This is a genomic window from Shewanella sp. KJ2020, from assembly GCF_024197625.1.
Lineage (GTDB): Bacteria > Pseudomonadota > Gammaproteobacteria > Enterobacterales > Shewanellaceae > Shewanella.
On sequence record NZ_JAKUKD010000012.1, the window covers coordinates 91,413 to 108,617 of the forward strand.

General features: G+C 46.7%; 17 protein-coding genes. 6 read left to right on the forward strand and 11 right to left on the reverse strand.

The window, feature by feature from the left end; all coding sequences use genetic code 11:
* Positions 1–27: 27 nt before the first annotated feature.
* The 6 genes from MJO46_RS07815 to MJO46_RS07840 all read right to left on the reverse strand — a co-directional run bounded on the left by MJO46_RS07815 (position 28) and on the right by MJO46_RS07840 (position 6,578).
* Entirely contained in the window at positions 28–1,509 is a 1,482-nt protein-coding gene (locus MJO46_RS07815; protein WP_253988835.1) for a sigma-54 dependent transcriptional regulator, read from the reverse strand.
* Between the two features lie 124 nt (positions 1,510–1,633).
* A complete protein-coding gene (locus MJO46_RS07820) occupies positions 1,634–2,833 on the reverse strand; it encodes an FtsX-like permease family protein (RefSeq protein WP_253988836.1) in 1,200 nt (399 codons plus the stop codon).
* A gap of 10 nt (positions 2,834–2,843) precedes the next feature.
* Positions 2,844–4,154: an ABC transporter permease gene (locus tag MJO46_RS07825; protein ID WP_253988837.1), complete on the reverse strand. Its 1,311-nt coding sequence runs from the start codon at positions 4,152–4,154 to the stop codon at positions 2,844–2,846.
* An 11-nt stretch (positions 4,155–4,165) separates the two neighbouring features.
* Positions 4,166–4,906, reverse strand: a complete 741-nt coding sequence (locus tag MJO46_RS07830) for an ABC transporter ATP-binding protein (protein WP_253988838.1) — start codon at positions 4,904–4,906, stop codon at positions 4,166–4,168.
* A gap of 76 nt (positions 4,907–4,982) precedes the next feature.
* A complete protein-coding gene (locus MJO46_RS07835) occupies positions 4,983–5,246 on the reverse strand; it encodes a hypothetical protein (RefSeq protein WP_198782480.1) in 264 nt (87 codons plus the stop codon).
* 69 nt (positions 5,247–5,315) lie between these two features.
* Positions 5,316–6,578, reverse strand: a complete 1,263-nt coding sequence (locus MJO46_RS07840) for an efflux RND transporter periplasmic adaptor subunit (RefSeq protein WP_253988839.1) — start codon at positions 6,576–6,578, stop codon at positions 5,316–5,318.
* A gap of 334 nt (positions 6,579–6,912) precedes the next feature.
* Between MJO46_RS07840 and pyrC the strand changes: the two genes are divergently transcribed.
* The 6 genes from pyrC to MJO46_RS07865 all read left to right on the forward strand — a co-directional run bounded on the left by pyrC (position 6,913) and on the right by MJO46_RS07865 (position 12,429).
* Positions 6,913–7,944 carry a dihydroorotase gene (gene pyrC, locus MJO46_RS07845; RefSeq protein WP_253988840.1) on the forward strand — a complete coding sequence of 344 codons (1,032 nt, stop codon included), beginning with the start codon at positions 6,913–6,915 and terminating at the stop codon, positions 7,942–7,944.
* Positions 7,945–8,081: 137 nt separating this feature from the next.
* Positions 8,082–9,128, forward strand: coding sequence for a hypothetical protein (locus tag MJO46_RS07850; protein WP_253988841.1), 1,047 nt, complete (start codon positions 8,082–8,084; stop codon positions 9,126–9,128).
* Between the two features lie 451 nt (positions 9,129–9,579).
* Positions 9,580–9,873 carry a DUF3144 domain-containing protein gene (locus MJO46_RS07855; protein ID WP_253988842.1) on the forward strand — a complete coding sequence of 98 codons (294 nt, stop codon included), beginning with the start codon at positions 9,580–9,582 and terminating at the stop codon, positions 9,871–9,873.
* A 525-nt stretch (positions 9,874–10,398) separates the two neighbouring features.
* Positions 10,399–11,211 (forward strand): glutamate racemase, encoded by an 813-nt coding sequence (gene murI, locus MJO46_RS07860; protein WP_253988843.1) that lies wholly within the window; start codon positions 10,399–10,401, stop codon positions 11,209–11,211.
* Between the two features lie 244 nt (positions 11,212–11,455).
* The gene (locus tag MJO46_RS19875; RefSeq protein ID WP_301541917.1) at positions 11,456–11,587 is read left to right on the forward strand and encodes a hypothetical protein; all 132 of its coding nucleotides are present in this window, start codon (positions 11,456–11,458) and stop codon (positions 11,585–11,587) included.
* A 332-nt stretch (positions 11,588–11,919) separates the two neighbouring features.
* The gene (locus tag MJO46_RS07865) at positions 11,920–12,429 is read left to right on the forward strand and encodes a hypothetical protein (protein WP_253988844.1); all 510 of its coding nucleotides are present in this window, start codon (positions 11,920–11,922) and stop codon (positions 12,427–12,429) included.
* A gap of 232 nt (positions 12,430–12,661) precedes the next feature.
* Here the strand turns inward: MJO46_RS07865 and MJO46_RS07870 are convergent, their stop codons facing one another.
* The 5 genes from MJO46_RS07870 to MJO46_RS07890 all read right to left on the reverse strand — a co-directional run bounded on the left by MJO46_RS07870 (position 12,662) and on the right by MJO46_RS07890 (position 16,801).
* Complete coding sequence (locus tag MJO46_RS07870; protein WP_007645213.1) at positions 12,662–12,883, reverse strand: hypothetical protein; 222 nt, start codon at positions 12,881–12,883, stop codon at positions 12,662–12,664.
* Between the two features lie 400 nt (positions 12,884–13,283).
* On the reverse strand, positions 13,284–14,243 hold the full coding sequence (locus tag MJO46_RS07875; protein ID WP_253988845.1) for a glucosaminidase domain-containing protein: 960 nt from the start codon (positions 14,241–14,243) through the stop codon (positions 13,284–13,286).
* Positions 14,244–14,465: 222 nt separating this feature from the next.
* Entirely contained in the window at positions 14,466–14,849 is a 384-nt protein-coding gene (locus MJO46_RS07880; RefSeq protein ID WP_253988846.1) for an MAPEG family protein, read from the reverse strand.
* Positions 14,850–14,919: 70 nt separating this feature from the next.
* Positions 14,920–15,747 carry a cobalamin-binding protein gene (locus tag MJO46_RS07885; RefSeq protein WP_253988847.1) on the reverse strand — a complete coding sequence of 276 codons (828 nt, stop codon included), beginning with the start codon at positions 15,745–15,747 and terminating at the stop codon, positions 14,920–14,922.
* A gap of 16 nt (positions 15,748–15,763) precedes the next feature.
* Positions 15,764–16,801 carry a DUF2235 domain-containing protein gene (locus MJO46_RS07890; RefSeq protein WP_253988848.1) on the reverse strand — a complete coding sequence of 346 codons (1,038 nt, stop codon included), beginning with the start codon at positions 16,799–16,801 and terminating at the stop codon, positions 15,764–15,766.
* Positions 16,802–17,205: the final 404 nt, after the last annotated feature.

The following is a 17,205-nucleotide window of genomic DNA, read 5'->3' on the forward strand; positions in this document are numbered from 1 at the left end:
TACTTATACCTAGCACCAGCGCTTAGCCTATGACTTATCTAACCCAAACTTATCCATGCGTCGATATAAGGCCTGACGGCTAAGTCCCAGCGCTTTTGCGACTCTGGCAATCACGCCATGGTGCTGTTTGAGCGCAGCTTCGATATCTTCGCGGCTCACCTCTAGTGCCTCATGGGTGGATAGCCCTTGGTCACGGGCAGCGTCACCAGAAAATACGGCATTAGCGGGAGTCGAAGCCGATGCATAAACGGGCTGAGGAGCAAACTGTTCTTGTTCGAAACGTCGCGGCTCAGATGCGGCCGCAATATGGGACGTTGCCGCTCTAGCCCCGTTCACAACCGCTGCCAAACCAAAGTCAGTTTCAGTCAACACATGGCTTTGCGCCAACAATACGGCTCGCTTACAGGCGTTTTCAAGCTCGCGCACATTGCCCGGCCAACGGTGCTGCAACAGCGCCTGCTGTGCGGGTTTACTCAGGCTAAACTTAGCCCCAACAAAATGTTGCACTAAGGGCAAGATATCATCGGTGCGTTGATTGAGCGGCGGCAATGCCAGCTCAATCACATTTAAGCGGTAGAATAAATCCTCACGAAAACGCCCTTCGGCAATATCTTGGGCTAAGTCCGCATTGGTCGCACTGATCACCCGCACTTTCACTTTCTGAGTTTTATGGCTACCTAAGCGCTCAAATTCGCCGGTTTGTAGCACTCGCAATAATTTCACTTGGCCAGATAGGGGTAAATTGCCGATTTCATCCAAAAACAGTGTGCCACCGTCGGCCGCTTCGAAGCGGCCAATACGCGCCTTAGTCGCGCCGGTAAAAGCCCCCGCCTCGGCCCCAAACAACTCGGCCTCTAACAAATCCATCGGCAAGGCACCGACATTGACCTTGATAAAGGGTTTGTTTTTTAAGGGCGAATTGGCGTGAAGAATATCGGCAAGTTTATCTTTGCCCGCACCATTGGGGCCGGTGATCAACACCGACACATCGGAGCGCGCCAGTTGCAAGGCTAAATCAATACAACGCTGCATAGCGCCGCTACCAAAGACAATCCCGCAGAGATCCGCATCGGCGATCGCCACTTGGCGTTGATGATTAACCCGCTCTAAACGGTGGTTAGCACGGGAGAGTTTATAGAGTGAAATTAGATTTTTGATGCTATTGAGCAGCTTAGCGTCATCCCAAGGTTTACCCATATAATCGGCGGCGCCCGCTTTGACTAATTCAACCGCCGTTTCGAGTTGGGTCCAAGCCGTCATCAAAATGATCGGTAAATTCCCTTGGCGTTCACGCAGGGCGTAAAACAGCTGCCGACCTTCCTCACCCGAAGTGGTATCCCGAGTAAAGTTCATATCTTGGATCACTAAATCCACATCTTGAGTCGCCAATAATCCAAGGGCATCTTCTGGACTATGGCAAGTCAACACCCGATAATCATTAAGCTCTAGCATCAAAGCTAAGGCTTGGCAGATGGCATGATTGTCATCGACGATAAGGATGGTATCCATAAGTATGCGTTCTATCCTAAGTAAAATCCGTTAACCGTAAAGTAACAAAAAGTGCAATAACATCCTATTGTTATCGCACTTTTATCCTACTTTCATCCTAGTTTGAGTAACACCCAATCTGCCGCTATACGCTGCGAGTTGCGGTCGCAGGCGAAATATTTGCTGCCTTACGCGCCGGTAAGTAAACCGCCAGCGTGGTCACCACAAATAAGCCTGCCACAGTCAATATTGGATAACTTAAGTCCAACATAGGTAAGCTATAAATTTTCATTAACTGCTGGCCTAACTGTATAGCTAACAAGCCGCCAAGCACGCCTCCCGCTAAGCAAATCAGATAATTCTCAACGAGGAAGTAACTGATAATATCGCGCTTTTTGGCACCGAGTGCCCGGCGGGTGCCTATTTGCTTAGTACGGCGCTGAATATTAAACATCACCATACCCGTTAAGCCGAGGGAGGTGATAAGCAGCAGCAACACCACCATCATAGTCAATACTGTGATCATCAGTTGATGGTCGCGGTAGGAACTCTCCTTTAAGTCCTCAATTGTCTTAAATCGGTCGAGCACTCGATTAGGATTTTCAGCCAGTAACGCCGCCGTTATCGCCGTTTTCAGCTCCGCATGGTGCTCAGGTTTAGCGCGCACCATATACGAACTACCACCATAATCCACATTTTGGATCATGCTGTTTTCAAGCTCAGCACTGTCAATCCACGCGCCTTGCAGTTTATCGACTACACCAATCACAGTGATCTGCGCATCCTTACCCTCGTACAACACTTTGCCCAGTGCCGATTCATCGGGCCAAACGGCCTTAGCTAACGCGCTGGAGATAATCGCTAATCGACTCGGACTATCGAGATTATCTTTAAGTTCATGGGGATAAAAGTTACGTCCCTCAATCAACTTAAGGCCTAAGGTCTCAAGGGTGTGATCTGTCCCTAAATACATGGCAAATTGCGGTGTCGATTTTGCGCTATCCGGATCGGGGCCTAGGTTTAAAGTGCTCGACCAGCCACCACCACTCAAGGGCAACATATTGGTTGAGGTCGCAGCAATCACATTGGGTAAACCCCGTAAAATTTGCTGATCAATTTTATTTTGCGCGGTTTTATCAATCGAAGAATCGAAATTGTATAAGCTAAGGGTTAAGACTTCTGACTCTTTAATCCCCGAATCACGCTGCATCAGGGCTAAACGCTCTTGGATAATAAAACTCGCATTCGCCACTATCGCCACGGATAAAATAATCTGAATAAGCAGTAGGATTGGGCCGCTTTTACTACGCAATAAACTGCTAAAAATAGGTTTAATATGCAACATAATGAGTCCCTTACTGGCTTTTTAGATAAACGCTAGGTTTAGTACGACACACTACCCATGCTGGATATAGTCCAGCCAACAACGCTGTGCCAACCGCAATACTCGGGGTGATAATCCACATACTTGGCGCTAAATGGGTTAAGCCCTTGGCAACATTAAACTGAGCCGATAAGCCGTAAAGAGAGGCGTAGGCCCAAACCAGTCCCAGCAAGCCACCTAATAAGCCAATCATGCCCACTTCTACCATATATTGAGCGAAGATTTGGCCGCGGCTAGCACCAATGGCGCGGCGTACTCCCACTTCGGGTGCGCGCTTGAGAAACTTAGTCAGCATCAAACCTAAAATATTGACTAAACAAACACTTAAAAACAGCACACTCAAACCAACCAAGATTTTATTGTCTTCGGGCACCACATGATTGTATTCAAGCCAGGTCGCCACATCGGAGACTTTGACTGAGTCGGCGGCGGATTTATTATCGGTAAAACGCCCCAGGGCTTTTTGTTCAGCCACATAATTGCTCAGCCAAGTACGGTAGCTGGCTACAGCCTCTTTATTTTGCAAATCAACCCAATACAACAACCACACTTTTTCAGAGTTAAGCCGCTCGCTGTAACTATTGGCCGATTCAAACTTCCAACCCGAGGTGTTACCCCACACATCAAACTCTTCGATAGGCGTTAGCGAAAATGGTACAAAAATTTGTTCAGTATCGTTAAAGGCACCATTGGTGGGATCGTAGTATTTAGGTTTAGGATCCCAGTTTTTTATCACCCCAACCACTTGATAAGGCTTACGATTAAGATAGATAACCTTGCCGACACTGTTTTGCCCCGCAAACAGCTTTTGATTGAGATTATCGTTAATCACCACTTGATAAGCAGGCTCAGTATCGACGGATTTATCCCAGACGTTGCCGTATAAAAATGGCACATCAAACATCTTGAAAAAGTCGCTGTCCGTCACCCGAATGCTTTCTAAAATAGGGGCGAAATTAACATCATCCGTTTGTACCGCCATTCCAGAACGAAACATTACAGCTTGGCGTTTAGGTAAGGTATTTTTGCGTAAATTCATCGCGTCTTGGTAAGTCACTAACGAGTGAAACTCATCCCAAGAATCGGGCCCTTGGCTCCAAAGCTGCACCGCATTGAGCTCGTCAGAACGCTCACCCGCAGGGTTAAACGCCATCATCTTGTACACGTTTAACGTAGTGATAGTGATACCAATACCAATCGAAATCGCCAACACCATCAACAGCGACAGCACTGGGGTTTTCTTAATGCTGCGCCAGGCTAAATCAACATAATAAAAAAACATAATGCGTATCCTTAGTCAGCGTTCGCGACAAGTTTGTCTAGTGGTTCTGTCGTCGCAATTTGCGCGCTGCCACGGGGCTGATACATAGTAAAGTCACACACTTGGCCGTCGACAATTTGAATATTGCGCTGGGCGCGGCGAGCGAGTTCCGGATCATGGGTCACCATGATGATGGTCGTGCCCGCTTGGTTGATATTTTCAAGTAATTCCATCACTTGACGCGCCATTAAGCTGTCGAGGTTCCCGGTCGGTTCGTCGGCGAGCAGGAAGCGTGGCTCACCCGCCAATGCACGGGCAATCGCCACCCTTTGCTGCTGTCCACCCGAAAGCTGAGTCGGAAAATGCTTGAGGCGTGAGGCCAAGCCCACTTGTTCTAATGCCTGCTGTACGCGGCGTTGGCGTTCCTTGGCATTAAAACCACGGTAGCGCAGCGGCACTTCAATATTTTCCGCTAAGTTAAGATCGGGAATTAAATTAAAACCTTGGAAGATAAAGCCAATTTTCTCGTTACGGATAGCGGCGCTCTTGTTATCGCTTAGGTTAGAGACATTGATGCCATCGAGAAAATACTCGCCGTGGGTAAAGCCTTCGAGCAAACCGGCGATATTTAAAAACGTCGTTTTACCAGAGCCAGAAGGACCCGTTACCGCGACAAACTCGCCTTCATTCACTTCGAGGTTAAAATCGCGCAGGGCGTGGGTTTCGACTAAATCCGTTTTAAAAACCTTGTTCACACTCTTCATAGATAACATGCTAATTTCCTTAAAATAATCAAATCAATTTTACGCCCTGACTCTGCCACTAAAGGCGCGATACCTAGCCGCAGGATCAGCCAAAAAATGGCTCAACAACAGACTCTAAAAGCCATACAAAAGCTCCCAATATCAGGTCGGCGCTCTCGAGTGAAACCTCACCCACTTGGTGAACCTCATCTAAAGGATTGGTCCATTCCAACAAATTGAGTCCAAGGAAAAACCAGCTATTGGCCTCACCGATACCGAGTTCAACCGCTATCACGAGTAACACTAAGGCCAACACGCCGCACATTTTTGATGACATCAACTCACGAATATCAAAGTCTTGATTGCGCATATTTAGCTCCTATTTCCTATCGCAGTATTGCTGTTAAATCCTTTAATTGGGTGTTGGCTGGGCCAGTGATCAATGGATTCTGACCTGTTCGGCATTATTAAAGGGGTTAGTGCTTGAAATGACCCACTCATCGCCGGCTTTGCCGCCATCGAGCACTTCGACTTGGCTCAGGCTAGTGCTGCCAAGTTTGATAGTGCGGCGACTGGCTAAGTCACCCACTATTTGGTAAACCTCATTGCCACCGCCGCTGGTCATAAAGTCACCACGTTTGACCATTAACACATTGGGTCTGTGCTCTAACAATACCCGGGCCGAGATACGTTGGTTCTGACGCAATTTTAAGCTGTCGCTTTGATCAAACTGCACTCTGGCGGTCACTTCACGATTACGCACTTCGGGGGAAATGGACGATAACTTACCCATTAGCTTCACGCTGCCGAAACTCAGCTCGACTTCCATGCCTAAACCCAAATCGTCGGCGTAGGACTCTGGCACGGCAAGCTCGGCCTCATAGGCGCTTAAATCGACGACGGTTAAAATTGGTTGGTTAGCGCTCAAACGCGTTTTTTGTTCGGTAAGCCAGTTGCCGATAATGCCAGCAACGGGGGCCTTGATATTCAAGGCGTCGACCTGACGCTCGAGTTCTTGCACCGCAAGACTTTGACGTTCGACTTCTAACGCTTTGTTTTTGATTTCAAAGGTGAGCGTGTCTTTGGTGAGTGCGACTTCCTGCTGGGCATGGGCAAACTTAAGCTTTGCCTTGTGTAAATCATCTTTGCCCTTCTCATAATCAATCTGACCAATTAGCTGGCTTTGAATAAGCAACTCACCGCGGCGACTCTCCCTATCGGCAGCCTCAAGGTCGACCGTTGCCATATCTAAGGTTTGATATGCCTGCAACTGGTCACGTCTGGCATCCAACTTAGCGCGCTCTAATGCACTTTCCATGCTGGCTAATACTGATTTAGCCTGCTCTAACTGGTTCGAAAGTCTTGGACTATCGAGTTTGGCCACCACATCGCCTTTATTGACTGTGTCGCCAGGATTACTCAGTAGCGTCACAGTGCCTTCCTCTGTGCTATACAAAATCGGCGCATTGGCGGCCACAATTTTACCTGTGGTCGCCACATCACGGGTGAGGGTCCCCACATAGAGAGTGGCGGTAGTGATATCTCGACGATTTAAGGATTTACTCACGTTATCTGTACCAAAACTTGCCCACACTAAGGCACTCACCAATAAAGTGCAGCCCGCAATAATCATGGGTGTTTTGAGACGTTTAGTGGTCGATGGCACAAGGAGGGTATCTTGGCCGCTGGTATCTTTAATCATACTGTTACTCGCTTCCCTGTCTGGATCATCAGTGCCAGCAAGATTAAGCGGACACTATTGGAAATCTATGGGATGAAATAGCAAAGCCTATGCCAAACCAATTAACTATTTGTTTTTAATTAAATTAATAGATTTAAAACGACAAAGTGTCCGCGGACACAGAGACTTAACCTCAAAAGTGTCCGCTGCTGTTTACTAAAAAGTGTCCGATGGAGGAAAGCGGTTCTTAGATCTAGATTTATTCGCCAAACCGTCGAGTTTCCCTTTACAGTAAAATCCCTGCCACATAAGATCCCGCCACCCTCGCAGCCAAAACGATCAAAAGAAAAGCCCTATGACTACAATCACAATCACTCGCCCAGACGACTGGCATATTCATTTAAGGGATGTCGCCCAGCTTAAAGATACAGTGCGCGATATCAGCCGCTATATGGGCCGCGCTATCGTGATGCCAAACTTAGTGCCACCCGCTATCGATACCGAAACCGCACTGGCCTATTACGACCGCATTAAAGCGCAGGTGCCAGCGGGCTCACAGTTCGAACCTTTGATGGTGTTGTATTTAACCGACAAAACGAGCCCTGATGAAATCCGCAAGGCCAAAGCCTCGGGTAAAATTGTCGCCGCTAAACTCTACCCTGCGGGGGCGACGACCAACTCGGATTCCGGCGTAACCGATTTGAAAAACATCTACCCTGCCCTCGAAGCTATGCAAGAAGTCGGCATGCTGTTTTTAGTGCACGGTGAAGTCACTGATTCAGCGATTGATATTTTTGACCGCGAGCGCGTCTTTATCGAAAATATCTTAAGCAAAATCGTCGCCGATTTCCCAAAGCTTAAAATCGTGCTTGAACATATCACCACTAAAGATGCGGTCGATTTTGTCACGCAAGCCTCTGATAATGTGGCAGCAACTATTACAGCCCACCATTTGCTGTATAACCGCAACCATATGTTGGCTGGCGGCATTCGGCCACATTTTTACTGCCTGCCGATTTTAAAACGCAACACCCATCAGCAAGCGTTATTAGCCGCCGCAGCAAGCGGTAGCAAGAAGTTTTTCCTCGGTACAGATTCGGCGCCCCACGCTAAAGATAAAAAAGAAGCCGCCTGTGGCTGCGCGGGTTCCTACACGGCCCACGCCGCCATTGAGCTTTATGCCGAAGCGTTTGAGTCGGTGAATGCGCTGGATAAACTCGAAGCATTCGCAAGCTTTAACGGCCCAGATTTTTACAATCTGCCACGCAATACCGATACCATCACGCTAGTGAAAACCCCATGGAATGTCCCCGCGACTTACCCGCTGGGCGACACGAGCGTAGTGCCGATTCGTGCTGGCGAAACCATTGATTGGCAAGTTAAATAAGCCTTAAGTCTTTAAAGTCAAGTCGCCTGCGGGCGACTTTTCCCCCTTCGTTCATTTTGATTTTCAATCCATAATCGGCTAGTGTCTTTGCCTTTAGAATACAGCCCTCACTTACCACCTTTTAAGAGAAAACCAGTATGCCCACAAGGATGTTATTCTCCGTTTTATCTTCAAGCCTGTTGCTGAGCGCCACGCTCTCTTTGCCGACCTTTGCGGCCAATGAACTCACAGGGATCTGGCAAGGACAGTTAGGTAAAAGCAAGGTCAGAGTCTGCTTTAATCAATATGGAACAGGCAGTTATTACTATCAACGCTACTTAACGCCGATAAGACTCGAGCTGCAAGATGAACTGTGGAAAGAAGAAGGCAATACGGGCAACTGGCAGTTTGATAGTGTCACGCCACAAAAACTGAGCGGCCATTGGTTTAAAGATACCGCGAGTAAATCGTTACCCGTGCAACTTGAGCGAGAAATCAGCCCAGATAAGGTCGAGGATTGTGGCGCCGATGCGTACAATCTACCGCTAGAAACCACGCCAAAACTCAGCCGAGGTAAATGGCAAAGCTACGAAAATATTGAGTATCGCCCGCTGACGTTTGGTACAGATGTGGGTATCGAATTTAAAGGCCCACAAACGGGTATTTTGGCAATTAATCAATGGCTTGAAAAGAAGCTCACCGATGAAGTCCAATTAGCACAAACCTTTGATACTCGCCGCAGAATGCTGGCACAAATGGGCAGTTTTGTGACTGACGAAACCTTTGCCGAGCCGATTTTTATTAATCAGCATTGGCTCAGTGTGCACCTATATCGCTGGGCGGCGGGTTATGGCGCCAATGGGATCAGCCAAGAGTTTGTGAGCTTCTCCCTTACCGACGGTAAACCTTTCCATCCGTGGCAATGGTTTCTCGCCGAGACTCAACCACAAAACATGCTCGAGGATATGAGTCATCCTTTACCCCCAGCATTAAGGGACAAATTGTTTGCTGGCAAAGCACCGGACGCAGAATGCCCCACATCAGACGGCTCGGGATATTACCAACTTACCCTTGAACCAAAGGGCATCAAATTCTGGGAAACACCCCGTGGTGATGGCTGTGAAAATGAGTTTATCCTCAGTCCGCAGGAGGCCATGCCCTATGCCACCCAATGGGGACAAACACAGCTTAAGCTATTGGAATAGCGTACTTAACTGAAAAATACCAGAGGGCAAGCAAGCTGTCATGGCGATGATAGTGAGTGCGATGAGAGTTAGCGAGATGAGAGTAGCGCAATGACCGATGATAGTTAGCGTGATGAGAGTTACGCAGCGGCAAGCACTCTTTCCCCTCCCGCCCAATGCATTTTGAGCTAATTTATTTCAGTAAGGATAAACGGCTTGAAGTGATCCTGGTGTTTAAGGTTAATGTTGGCCTATTCAAGCCATGTGGAATTTTGCAACCAACTGAAAAGTGTTACGCCTATCTCAAATTGAGTTTAGGCACATTATGTTAGTGTGATATCAACGCATTCTGTGAGATCTGCGACTGTCCCTTAACCGTAAAATATCTTAGGGTAAGTAGCAATAACCAAAAGGGTGAAAACACACCACACGCCCTTTCTTTAGCCACTTTGCCCAACAACAGGAATTGCTAATGTCTGATAACGAACAAGCCTTTTACGCCCGCGCCTCTGAGTTGATTAAGCTCGCGAACCAGCAGAATCAGAACACTGAGATCCAAACCGGTGAGGTCAGCGCCTCCTTTATGTGGGCCGTCGCCCGCTACAACGCTTGGTTTGGCTCCACCAGCTTTGAAAGCAAAGAGCAAATGCAGGCCAAAAAGCAAGAAATGATGGACTATTATATGGAGCGCTATAAAGAGATGCTCGACGCCAATCTGGAAGATTATATCGAGAACTTCGACCACTACCGCGCAACGCAGAAGTAATGACTTCCCCCACTCCGAGAATCTTTGATTCTCGGAGTGTTTGATTTCAAATCTAAGCCTTCATTATCCAAACTGTATTAGGTTAGCTTTGGTATTGGCTGCCTAGGTAATAGACTTATAACTATTAAGCCTAGCAGACCAACGTCGTGGAACTTCATCCCTGATTTGTTAATCAAGAATCGACCAAGAGGCAATTAACAGCAATCCCCCTCTTTAAGAGTAATTAGTGCTTAATGGATATGCGGAATTAAAGCTCCACCAATATTTACAAACGCACGAAGGATTAAGTTGGCATCCAAACTAAACTGCGGACAAAACTGAGTATTCATGATCTCACCCTGCGGTAGATTGCATTAACTCACCAAAATATTTTTTGTTTACGAAAAAGTCTTAACCAAACATATCCTCATTGATCAAAATAAGCTGAAAGAGCAAAATGCGCCTTTTGAAGCCGTATGCCAATTCGACTAACGCTCCAGTGTCTATGGCAAAGTTAAATGTGTTGATTATGTGAAGGTAGGTGCAATGGATAGCTCAATATTAGTTTTTGATTCAGGTTCAGGTGGACTTACCGTCGCGGCCGAAATAAAAAAGAGAATCCCCAACATACGGCTGAGTTACGTCTCTGACGCTGGCTTTTTCCCTTACGGAAAAAAGCCGCACGATATACTAAAAAAGCGAATTTTAGACGTTATATCCAAAGCAAGCTCACTGACTCAACCCGATATCATCGTTATCGCCTGCAATACAGCGAGTACCATTGCGCTAGACTTACTTCGTACTGAACTCAATCTACCTATTGTCGGCGTTGTCCCTGCGATAAAACCTGCCGCTTCGTTATCAAAATCAAAGGTCGTGATGGTACTTGGCACTCACACCACGGTGAACTCAGCTTATGTGAAGATGCTGATCACGAATTTCGCTACAGAATGTAAGGTTTTAGTAGAAGACTCTGAAGTGCTTGTTCTCGCCTCAGAGCAAAAACTTCTCGGCAATGGGTTTGATCCCGACACTGTAACCCAGGAAATTCAGCGTATTTTTAACAAACCCGATGCGTTTAATACCGATGTGTTAGTGCTGGCTTGTACTCACTTTCCACTTATTAATGCAGAAATCAAAAATGCCCTTCCCCACCACGTTACCGTCATCGATTCTGGATTAGCCATTGCTAATCGAACGCACTCATTGTTGAAAATCGAACACCAAACGTGTAGCCCGATACTCGATCCAGAAATAACGTTTTATACCACTGGGAATGTAGATTCAGAACAAGCGAAACAAAGCAAAATTGAAGCACTGCTTCAGTGTTCCATTAGATTTAAGCAGTTGTTATTGTAATATTTTTAGCTCATTTTCTTTTAAAACCCATTTTCAAAGAAATCTAAATGATTACCCTAAAAGACACCCGCAAAATATATGCTACATACCATCTCTGATTGTTAACTGTTGGATCTTAATAGGCTGCTATTGCGGCCTTTTTTGTATCAACTGTCCCGTCCTGAAGTGCTTGTCTTGGCATAAAATTCGGCCCGTTTACTGGTGCGCATGAGGCGCAAGTTATCGGTGTAAAAGGTGTAGTTAAATGGAACTTTCGATTCACAGTTTATTCACTGCAGCGGGCATAGTGTTGTTATCCTCTTTAACGGTTATTCCTGCGGCAAACGCTGTGGTCAAACCCGCCCATCCCACTGTCGATTTACCGAATGACCAATGACTTAATTTCCACTAAAAAGACAATCGAGTGTGGAGTGAAATGTCCGACGGCGATGCGCTCGGCGCAAAAAGCAAAAGAGCCAAAAGAGCGGACAGCCATAAATTTTAGTAAGAATGGCTATCAGATGTACACAGGGATTAACCCAATGAAGCACAATCATGGAAGCGATCGCCCGTGACGTGGCTGGTCTTAAACGCTTTACTTCTTGGCTCACCAAATTTCCACCGACCTTGCTCGAAACGACTAAACTGATTGCACGAGTTTGATATTTAGATCCGTCGAATGGCTTAATTTCGCTTTTATAGTCAGCCTTTAATACTCAGGAGCGCACAATGAAACACATTTTATCCTTCGCTGTTATCGCTGCAGTCACTCTCAGCCCAATCTGCTACAGTGCTCAGTACGTTTTTCCCGCACAAGGGCAAACGCCAGAAACACAAAAAGCAGATGAAGAAGCTTGTATTGCATGGGCAACCGCACAAACAGGGTACAATCCAACTGCGGCGACAGCGGCGGTGCAAGCAACCCCAGCACCCGTAGCCGCAGAATCAACAGCAGGAACAGAAAAACAAAGGGGGGGCGCGCTTAAGGGAGCCGCCATCGCATCTGGTGTCGCGGCAATTACGGATAATGATAAAAGTGATGCCGCCGCTGCGGGGGCCGTTGTTGGACTGGTAGGACAAAGATCGAGCAATCGTCGCGCCGAGAGAAATGCGGCAGAGACCGAAGCACAACAACCACAAACTGCACCAGCGCCTGCCGCCGCCCCAACGGCATCAGCCGCCGAATTTGAAAAAGCCAACGCCGCCTGCTTAACTGGCAAAGGCTATACGGTTCAATAATACGGCCATTATTGTTCCCATGGAATTGGGCATAGGTTTCCTTAAGGTCGACTGACCTATGCCTTTTTAAACGCTGTGCTTTTTAAACAAAAGCAACCTAAGTGTGCCACCGTTCTAAAGCTCCGGCTCCTCCTAATGCACCTAAAAAGCGACCACGAAATCACTTAGTTTCTTAAAATCACTTAGTTTATTTAAATAACTCAGTCTCTTAAAGATGGGCGAGCGATACAACTCAGTTAGTACATGTCTTTGTGATACTGCAATCAACCACATTTATCTTTGCTTGCTGGGCATACTGCTCACGGGCAGCCTTAGCTTTTCGCTCTTCAACCTTATGCTGCACGGTTGCAATAAATGACTTATCAATGGTTTCAACGCCAAAGTAAGCAGAAACATCTTGGTAAATAAACCAAGATGCAGAAGCAACTAAACCGAAGATCAGCGGACGTAACATGATTTCTAAACCTCAACAAGTGTATCAACCACGTGACTATAGCCGAGGTTTTTAGTAAAGAAAACTGTCAATTTACTGGCTTGAAATCGTCAAATAACTAACTAATTTCAATAGGATATAAGAAAGTAAAATCCTTATGCATCATCACTTTAGCTATTTCAAAACGAATCCGTATTCAAGACGCCAAAAATCAATACTAAAGACGTTAAAAGCAACCTTATTTGACGGAGTTTAATGGGCGCCAATAAATCATGCATAGCTTAAGTAACGCCAGAATACTGGCGAAAAAATCGCCTCAGCATCAAACACAATTAACACTCCAGTCAACACTTGTACTAATAGTGATTAAGTCATAACTGAAAAGTGCTACATAACGGCTTTTACGCTAAAGCCCTCCTCTTTAGATTTGACTAGGGCGTGTTAATAAATGCAATGGTGCGCCATCATTTAAATAAACTTCATCCGCCAAATACAGCTTATTGGTACGGATCATCTGCCGAATCGCCTCAACATAGGCATATCCTCGCTCCGAATAGCGGTCTAACGTGCCAGCGAGCGCTGCACCTGTCACTGCTTGCTTGGCTTGCCTTGATTGGGCACGCAGTGTGCGCAACTTTTGATAAGCATTATGGGTATTTAAATTAAACAAATATCCTTCAACGGATGCCAAAGGTGTCTCGAATCGCGCTAGACCATAACGACCTAAACCGGGTCGTTTTTGCTTAGGTTCCATGCCATTTCCGTTAAAATCCCATTGGCCAAATAATGCATTACCTTCAAGGGTAAAACGAGATGTACCCCAACCACTCTCCTTTGCCGCCTGGGCTAGCACTAACGATGGCGGTAGTATATCCACTCTTTCAAGCAGCATTTGTCTTTGGGATTCTGACAGCGACTTATCGGTACGGCTTAAGACCTTGTACTTTATCCCCAAGGCGACTAATTCAATATTATCAAGGGAGGCCGACATAATGACTTGCCTTTCTTGCAGAATTTTCTCATTCGCCAACAGCACTAAGGGCGTCATCAATCTAAAAAACACCATTTTCTTTTGCTTCACAGGGATCTGCCTAGACACTGAACTCCAGCTTTCTCCCACGGCATCAAAGGTCAATCTAGGTATCGATTTATTGCCTCGATGGAAATTTTCAGGCGTGTAATCGAGTGATTCAAATAGAAGCATGAGTTCATCAAGAGAACTGATATTCAGACTCAAGGGCTTAGACTCGGCCATATCGCATAATATGTCATTTGAAATCAGCTCGTTAACCTGAACCTCTTGCGCATATGCCACAGGGAATAGAGTAGACAAAGTAAGGAATACGGGCAGCGCTAAAAAAGGCTTAAGCTTTATGAACATGGTATATCTCTAACTGAGGCAAAACGGTAAATAGTGGGATTAGCCAATACATAGGGTGCGTAAGGTAACAATAACAAGCTGACGGTTTGCTTAATCGATATATAAAATGACCTAAACTAAGGTCATTTTGTATTGGCTGGATGAGGTTAAGGTCGATAAGGTTAGGATTGATAACGCAAAGCAACCATTCTAGTTGGCAGCCTCTATGCGTAGGGAATGGCATTAAAATGCCCGGAAGAAAATCCCAAAGGCGCTGAAGATGGCGACAAACCATGAAAGGGATCTTAAGGTGCCTTTATTGGCAAGGTACAAAATGTGATACACAAAACGAGCCACTACATGGGTGATCGCAAGCCACTCGGCGGTGGGATCCACTTTGCCCGTCGCGATAACCACCAATACCGCAATGCCGAACACCAACAGCGACTCGAAGGCATTTTGATGTCCCGCTAAGGCGCGAGCACCAAACCCGGTTAACTGCGCCTGTTGAGTGCGAGGGTGGTTATTGTCATAACCGCCCGCCTTCGCCATTGCCCAAGCGACGGGGCCTTTGGCAAGATAGGGTAATAACATGGCGATAAACAAACAGATTAATAGGGTATTCATTAGGCTTCCTTGTTTTTATGCATTGTGAGTTATCTATCCTCTCGGCGGTTATGTCAAAAGTAAAGATAGATTAACGCGCCTTATCCAAAGCATCACATAGGGCTTGAACACCGAGTAAGGCTCTGGGGGTCGCGCGGTGCAATAGATCGGCATTAATTTGAAAGATCTGTTGTTTTTTAACCGCAGGGATCTCGGGCCATTGGCTCCAATCAATTCCCTTCACATTGCCTTCCTCTTGGCTTTGCAAAATCACCTCGGGCATTGTCAGTAACACATTTTCTAGGCTCACCTGTGGGTAATCACTATCGGCAGCATAAAACACATTTTGCCCATGGCACACATCGATAATCTGCTGGATCCAACTGTTTTTAGAGACTGTCATCAAAGGCGTCGACCAGAGTTGGTAAAACACTTTAGGCTCGGTTTTTTTAGCGTTTTCAAGGCGTAATTCCATAAGCTGTGCGCGATATGCTGCAGCGGCTTTACGCGCCTCTTCCATATGTCCCGTTAATTGGCCTAACTCCTCAAGCTCTTTCGCAACTCCTTCTAAGGTTTTAGGATCGCTCCCATAAAGCGTAAAGCCCAGCGTCTTCAACTGCTGAATATCTTCGGCCTTATTTCCAGAGTCCCACACGACGATCAGATCGGGATTAAGCTCTAACACGCGCTCCATTTGAATGCCGTAATAACCACCAATGCGGGGAATGTTCTTAGCAGCCTCGGGATAATCGGCAAAATCGGTCGTAGCGACTATCGCCTCCCCTGCGCCTATAGCGTAGAGCATTTCAACCGCATGGGGCGAAAGGGCGATAATGCGTTTAGCAGGCTGGGCCAACACAGTAGTCGAACACAAAAAACACAGCCCGAAAAACAGCCCTATAACACCTTGTTTGTACATATTATTCCTTAAGTAGTTAATTGATTAGCTCAGTCGGCCAGCCATAGCTTTCTAGGTAAGCTTGCAGATTTTTGGGCCGATATTGAGGGTCCCGCTCCCAACGTTCTTTGACCGAGCGATGCAATAATATTGGCGCTTTACTGGGGTCGAGTGGGCGTAAATAGGCCTGCTTTATTCGATAAAAATTACGCCGTGAATCATGTAAGGTCGCCAAAGGATTGGGTCGCAAACTCTCCTGTAAATGGGGCTCAAGACTTAAGTTGAATTGCTGCGCCTCATTGATCATCCACATAAGCGCGTTATCCGACAATAAAGAGTCATCCTTATCCGGCTTATAGCTACCGCCAATATTGCTATGGGCGCCCGCAAACCACACCTGTTGCATATCCATATTGTCGCGCACTTGCCAGATGGTCGGTTCAAAGTCGCTGCGATGCTCGTCTATCGCTAAGGCATGGCGGGCAACGCGCACATTGCGGCCGATTTTGGTGTCGTAAAACTCATCTTTATCTTCGAATAACCCGAGGAAGGAAATCGGGATCCCCATGGCACCAACCGTGTCCCACACGCCAACAAACTTTATCTCCCGCGATTCATGGCTATGCTTTTGCCTAAATTCAAGGGATTTATCGCCGCTTGGAGCAAATGGCGCGCTGCTTTTTTTATAATGGTCAAAGGCTTGCTGGATAAGCCGAGCATCGGGGCGTTTAAGTATACCGCAGTTATTGATAAGGCCACACAGACAGCGCACAGTGTAGGCGCCGCGGCTAAAACCAAACAGATAAATCTCATCTCCCGGAGAGTAGTTTTGCACTAAGTAGCGGTAACCATCCATAATGTTTTTATGCAGCCCCCGCCCCGTCGCGCCGCCAATCACTTCATCGTAATAGGAGCCGACACCCCAGTCGTAAAACACTTGCTGTGGTTTACCATCGGCCGCAATCGGACTAATGGCCCTCGCAAGGCGCAGCACATTGGTAGGGAAATCGACCTTAAGGTCTTTCTCGGGCCGATTCCAAGTGCCATCGGCACAGATCACAATACGTTTATTCATCGCATCATCCTTGAGGCACCTATGCCCAATCTCGATGGTAAAAAGCTGCCAATATAGACGCTAACGGATTTTATAAATAATCTCTTTTTGGTATAGCTTAAAGAAATGACACAAAAATTTGAACACTACCAAGCACCGACTTATCGGCGTGCCATGGTGTTCGCTCACCGACACGCAGCAAGTCCCTCCCTAGATGCTCGACCGCCCCATCTGATGTGAAAGGATTCACAAATGCCGCGATGACATGGACGCCAAAGAGCGACCATGGGGCGGACGGTCGTCTCGCCAATCCCCATGGTTCACCTTTTTGGCACTAGTGTAGCCTGTCGGTTTAAAGGAGCTATCACGCTTTTGGACAAAAGCGTGATAGCTCCTTTGCTCTAACTTGTCAGTTTCGGATTAAA

Excerpts from the sequence above, each read along its gene's own strand:
- MJO46_RS07815 (WP_253988835.1), bottom strand. The coding sequence starts at position 1,509 with ATGGATACCATCCTTATCGTCGATGACAATCATGCCATCTGCCAAGCC.
- MJO46_RS07820 (WP_253988836.1), bottom strand. The coding sequence starts at position 2,833 with ATGTTGCATATTAAACCTATTTTTAGCAGTTTATTGCGTAGTAAAAGC.
- MJO46_RS07825 (WP_253988837.1), bottom strand. The coding sequence starts at position 4,154 with ATGTTTTTTTATTATGTTGATTTAGCCTGGCGCAGCATTAAGAAAACC.
- MJO46_RS07830 (WP_253988838.1), bottom strand. The coding sequence starts at position 4,906 with ATGTTATCTATGAAGAGTGTGAACAAGGTTTTTAAAACGGATTTAGTC.
- MJO46_RS07835 (WP_198782480.1), bottom strand. The coding sequence starts at position 5,246 with ATGCGCAATCAAGACTTTGATATTCGTGAGTTGATGTCATCAAAAATG.
- MJO46_RS07840 (WP_253988839.1), bottom strand. The coding sequence starts at position 6,578 with ATGATTAAAGATACCAGCGGCCAAGATACCCTCCTTGTGCCATCGACC.
- pyrC (WP_253988840.1), top strand. The coding sequence starts at position 6,913 with ATGACTACAATCACAATCACTCGCCCAGACGACTGGCATATTCATTTA.
- MJO46_RS07850 (WP_253988841.1), top strand. The coding sequence starts at position 8,082 with ATGCCCACAAGGATGTTATTCTCCGTTTTATCTTCAAGCCTGTTGCTG.
- MJO46_RS07855 (WP_253988842.1), top strand. The coding sequence starts at position 9,580 with ATGTCTGATAACGAACAAGCCTTTTACGCCCGCGCCTCTGAGTTGATT.
- murI (WP_253988843.1), top strand. The coding sequence starts at position 10,399 with ATGGATAGCTCAATATTAGTTTTTGATTCAGGTTCAGGTGGACTTACC.
- MJO46_RS19875 (WP_301541917.1), top strand. The coding sequence starts at position 11,456 with ATGGAACTTTCGATTCACAGTTTATTCACTGCAGCGGGCATAGTGTTG.
- MJO46_RS07865 (WP_253988844.1), top strand. The coding sequence starts at position 11,920 with ATGAAACACATTTTATCCTTCGCTGTTATCGCTGCAGTCACTCTCAGC.
- MJO46_RS07870 (WP_007645213.1), bottom strand. The coding sequence starts at position 12,883 with ATGTTACGTCCGCTGATCTTCGGTTTAGTTGCTTCTGCATCTTGGTTT.
- MJO46_RS07875 (WP_253988845.1), bottom strand. The coding sequence starts at position 14,243 with ATGTTCATAAAGCTTAAGCCTTTTTTAGCGCTGCCCGTATTCCTTACT.
- MJO46_RS07880 (WP_253988846.1), bottom strand. The coding sequence starts at position 14,849 with ATGAATACCCTATTAATCTGTTTGTTTATCGCCATGTTATTACCCTAT.
- MJO46_RS07885 (WP_253988847.1), bottom strand. The coding sequence starts at position 15,747 with ATGTACAAACAAGGTGTTATAGGGCTGTTTTTCGGGCTGTGTTTTTTG.
- MJO46_RS07890 (WP_253988848.1), bottom strand. The coding sequence starts at position 16,801 with ATGAATAAACGTATTGTGATCTGTGCCGATGGCACTTGGAATCGGCCC.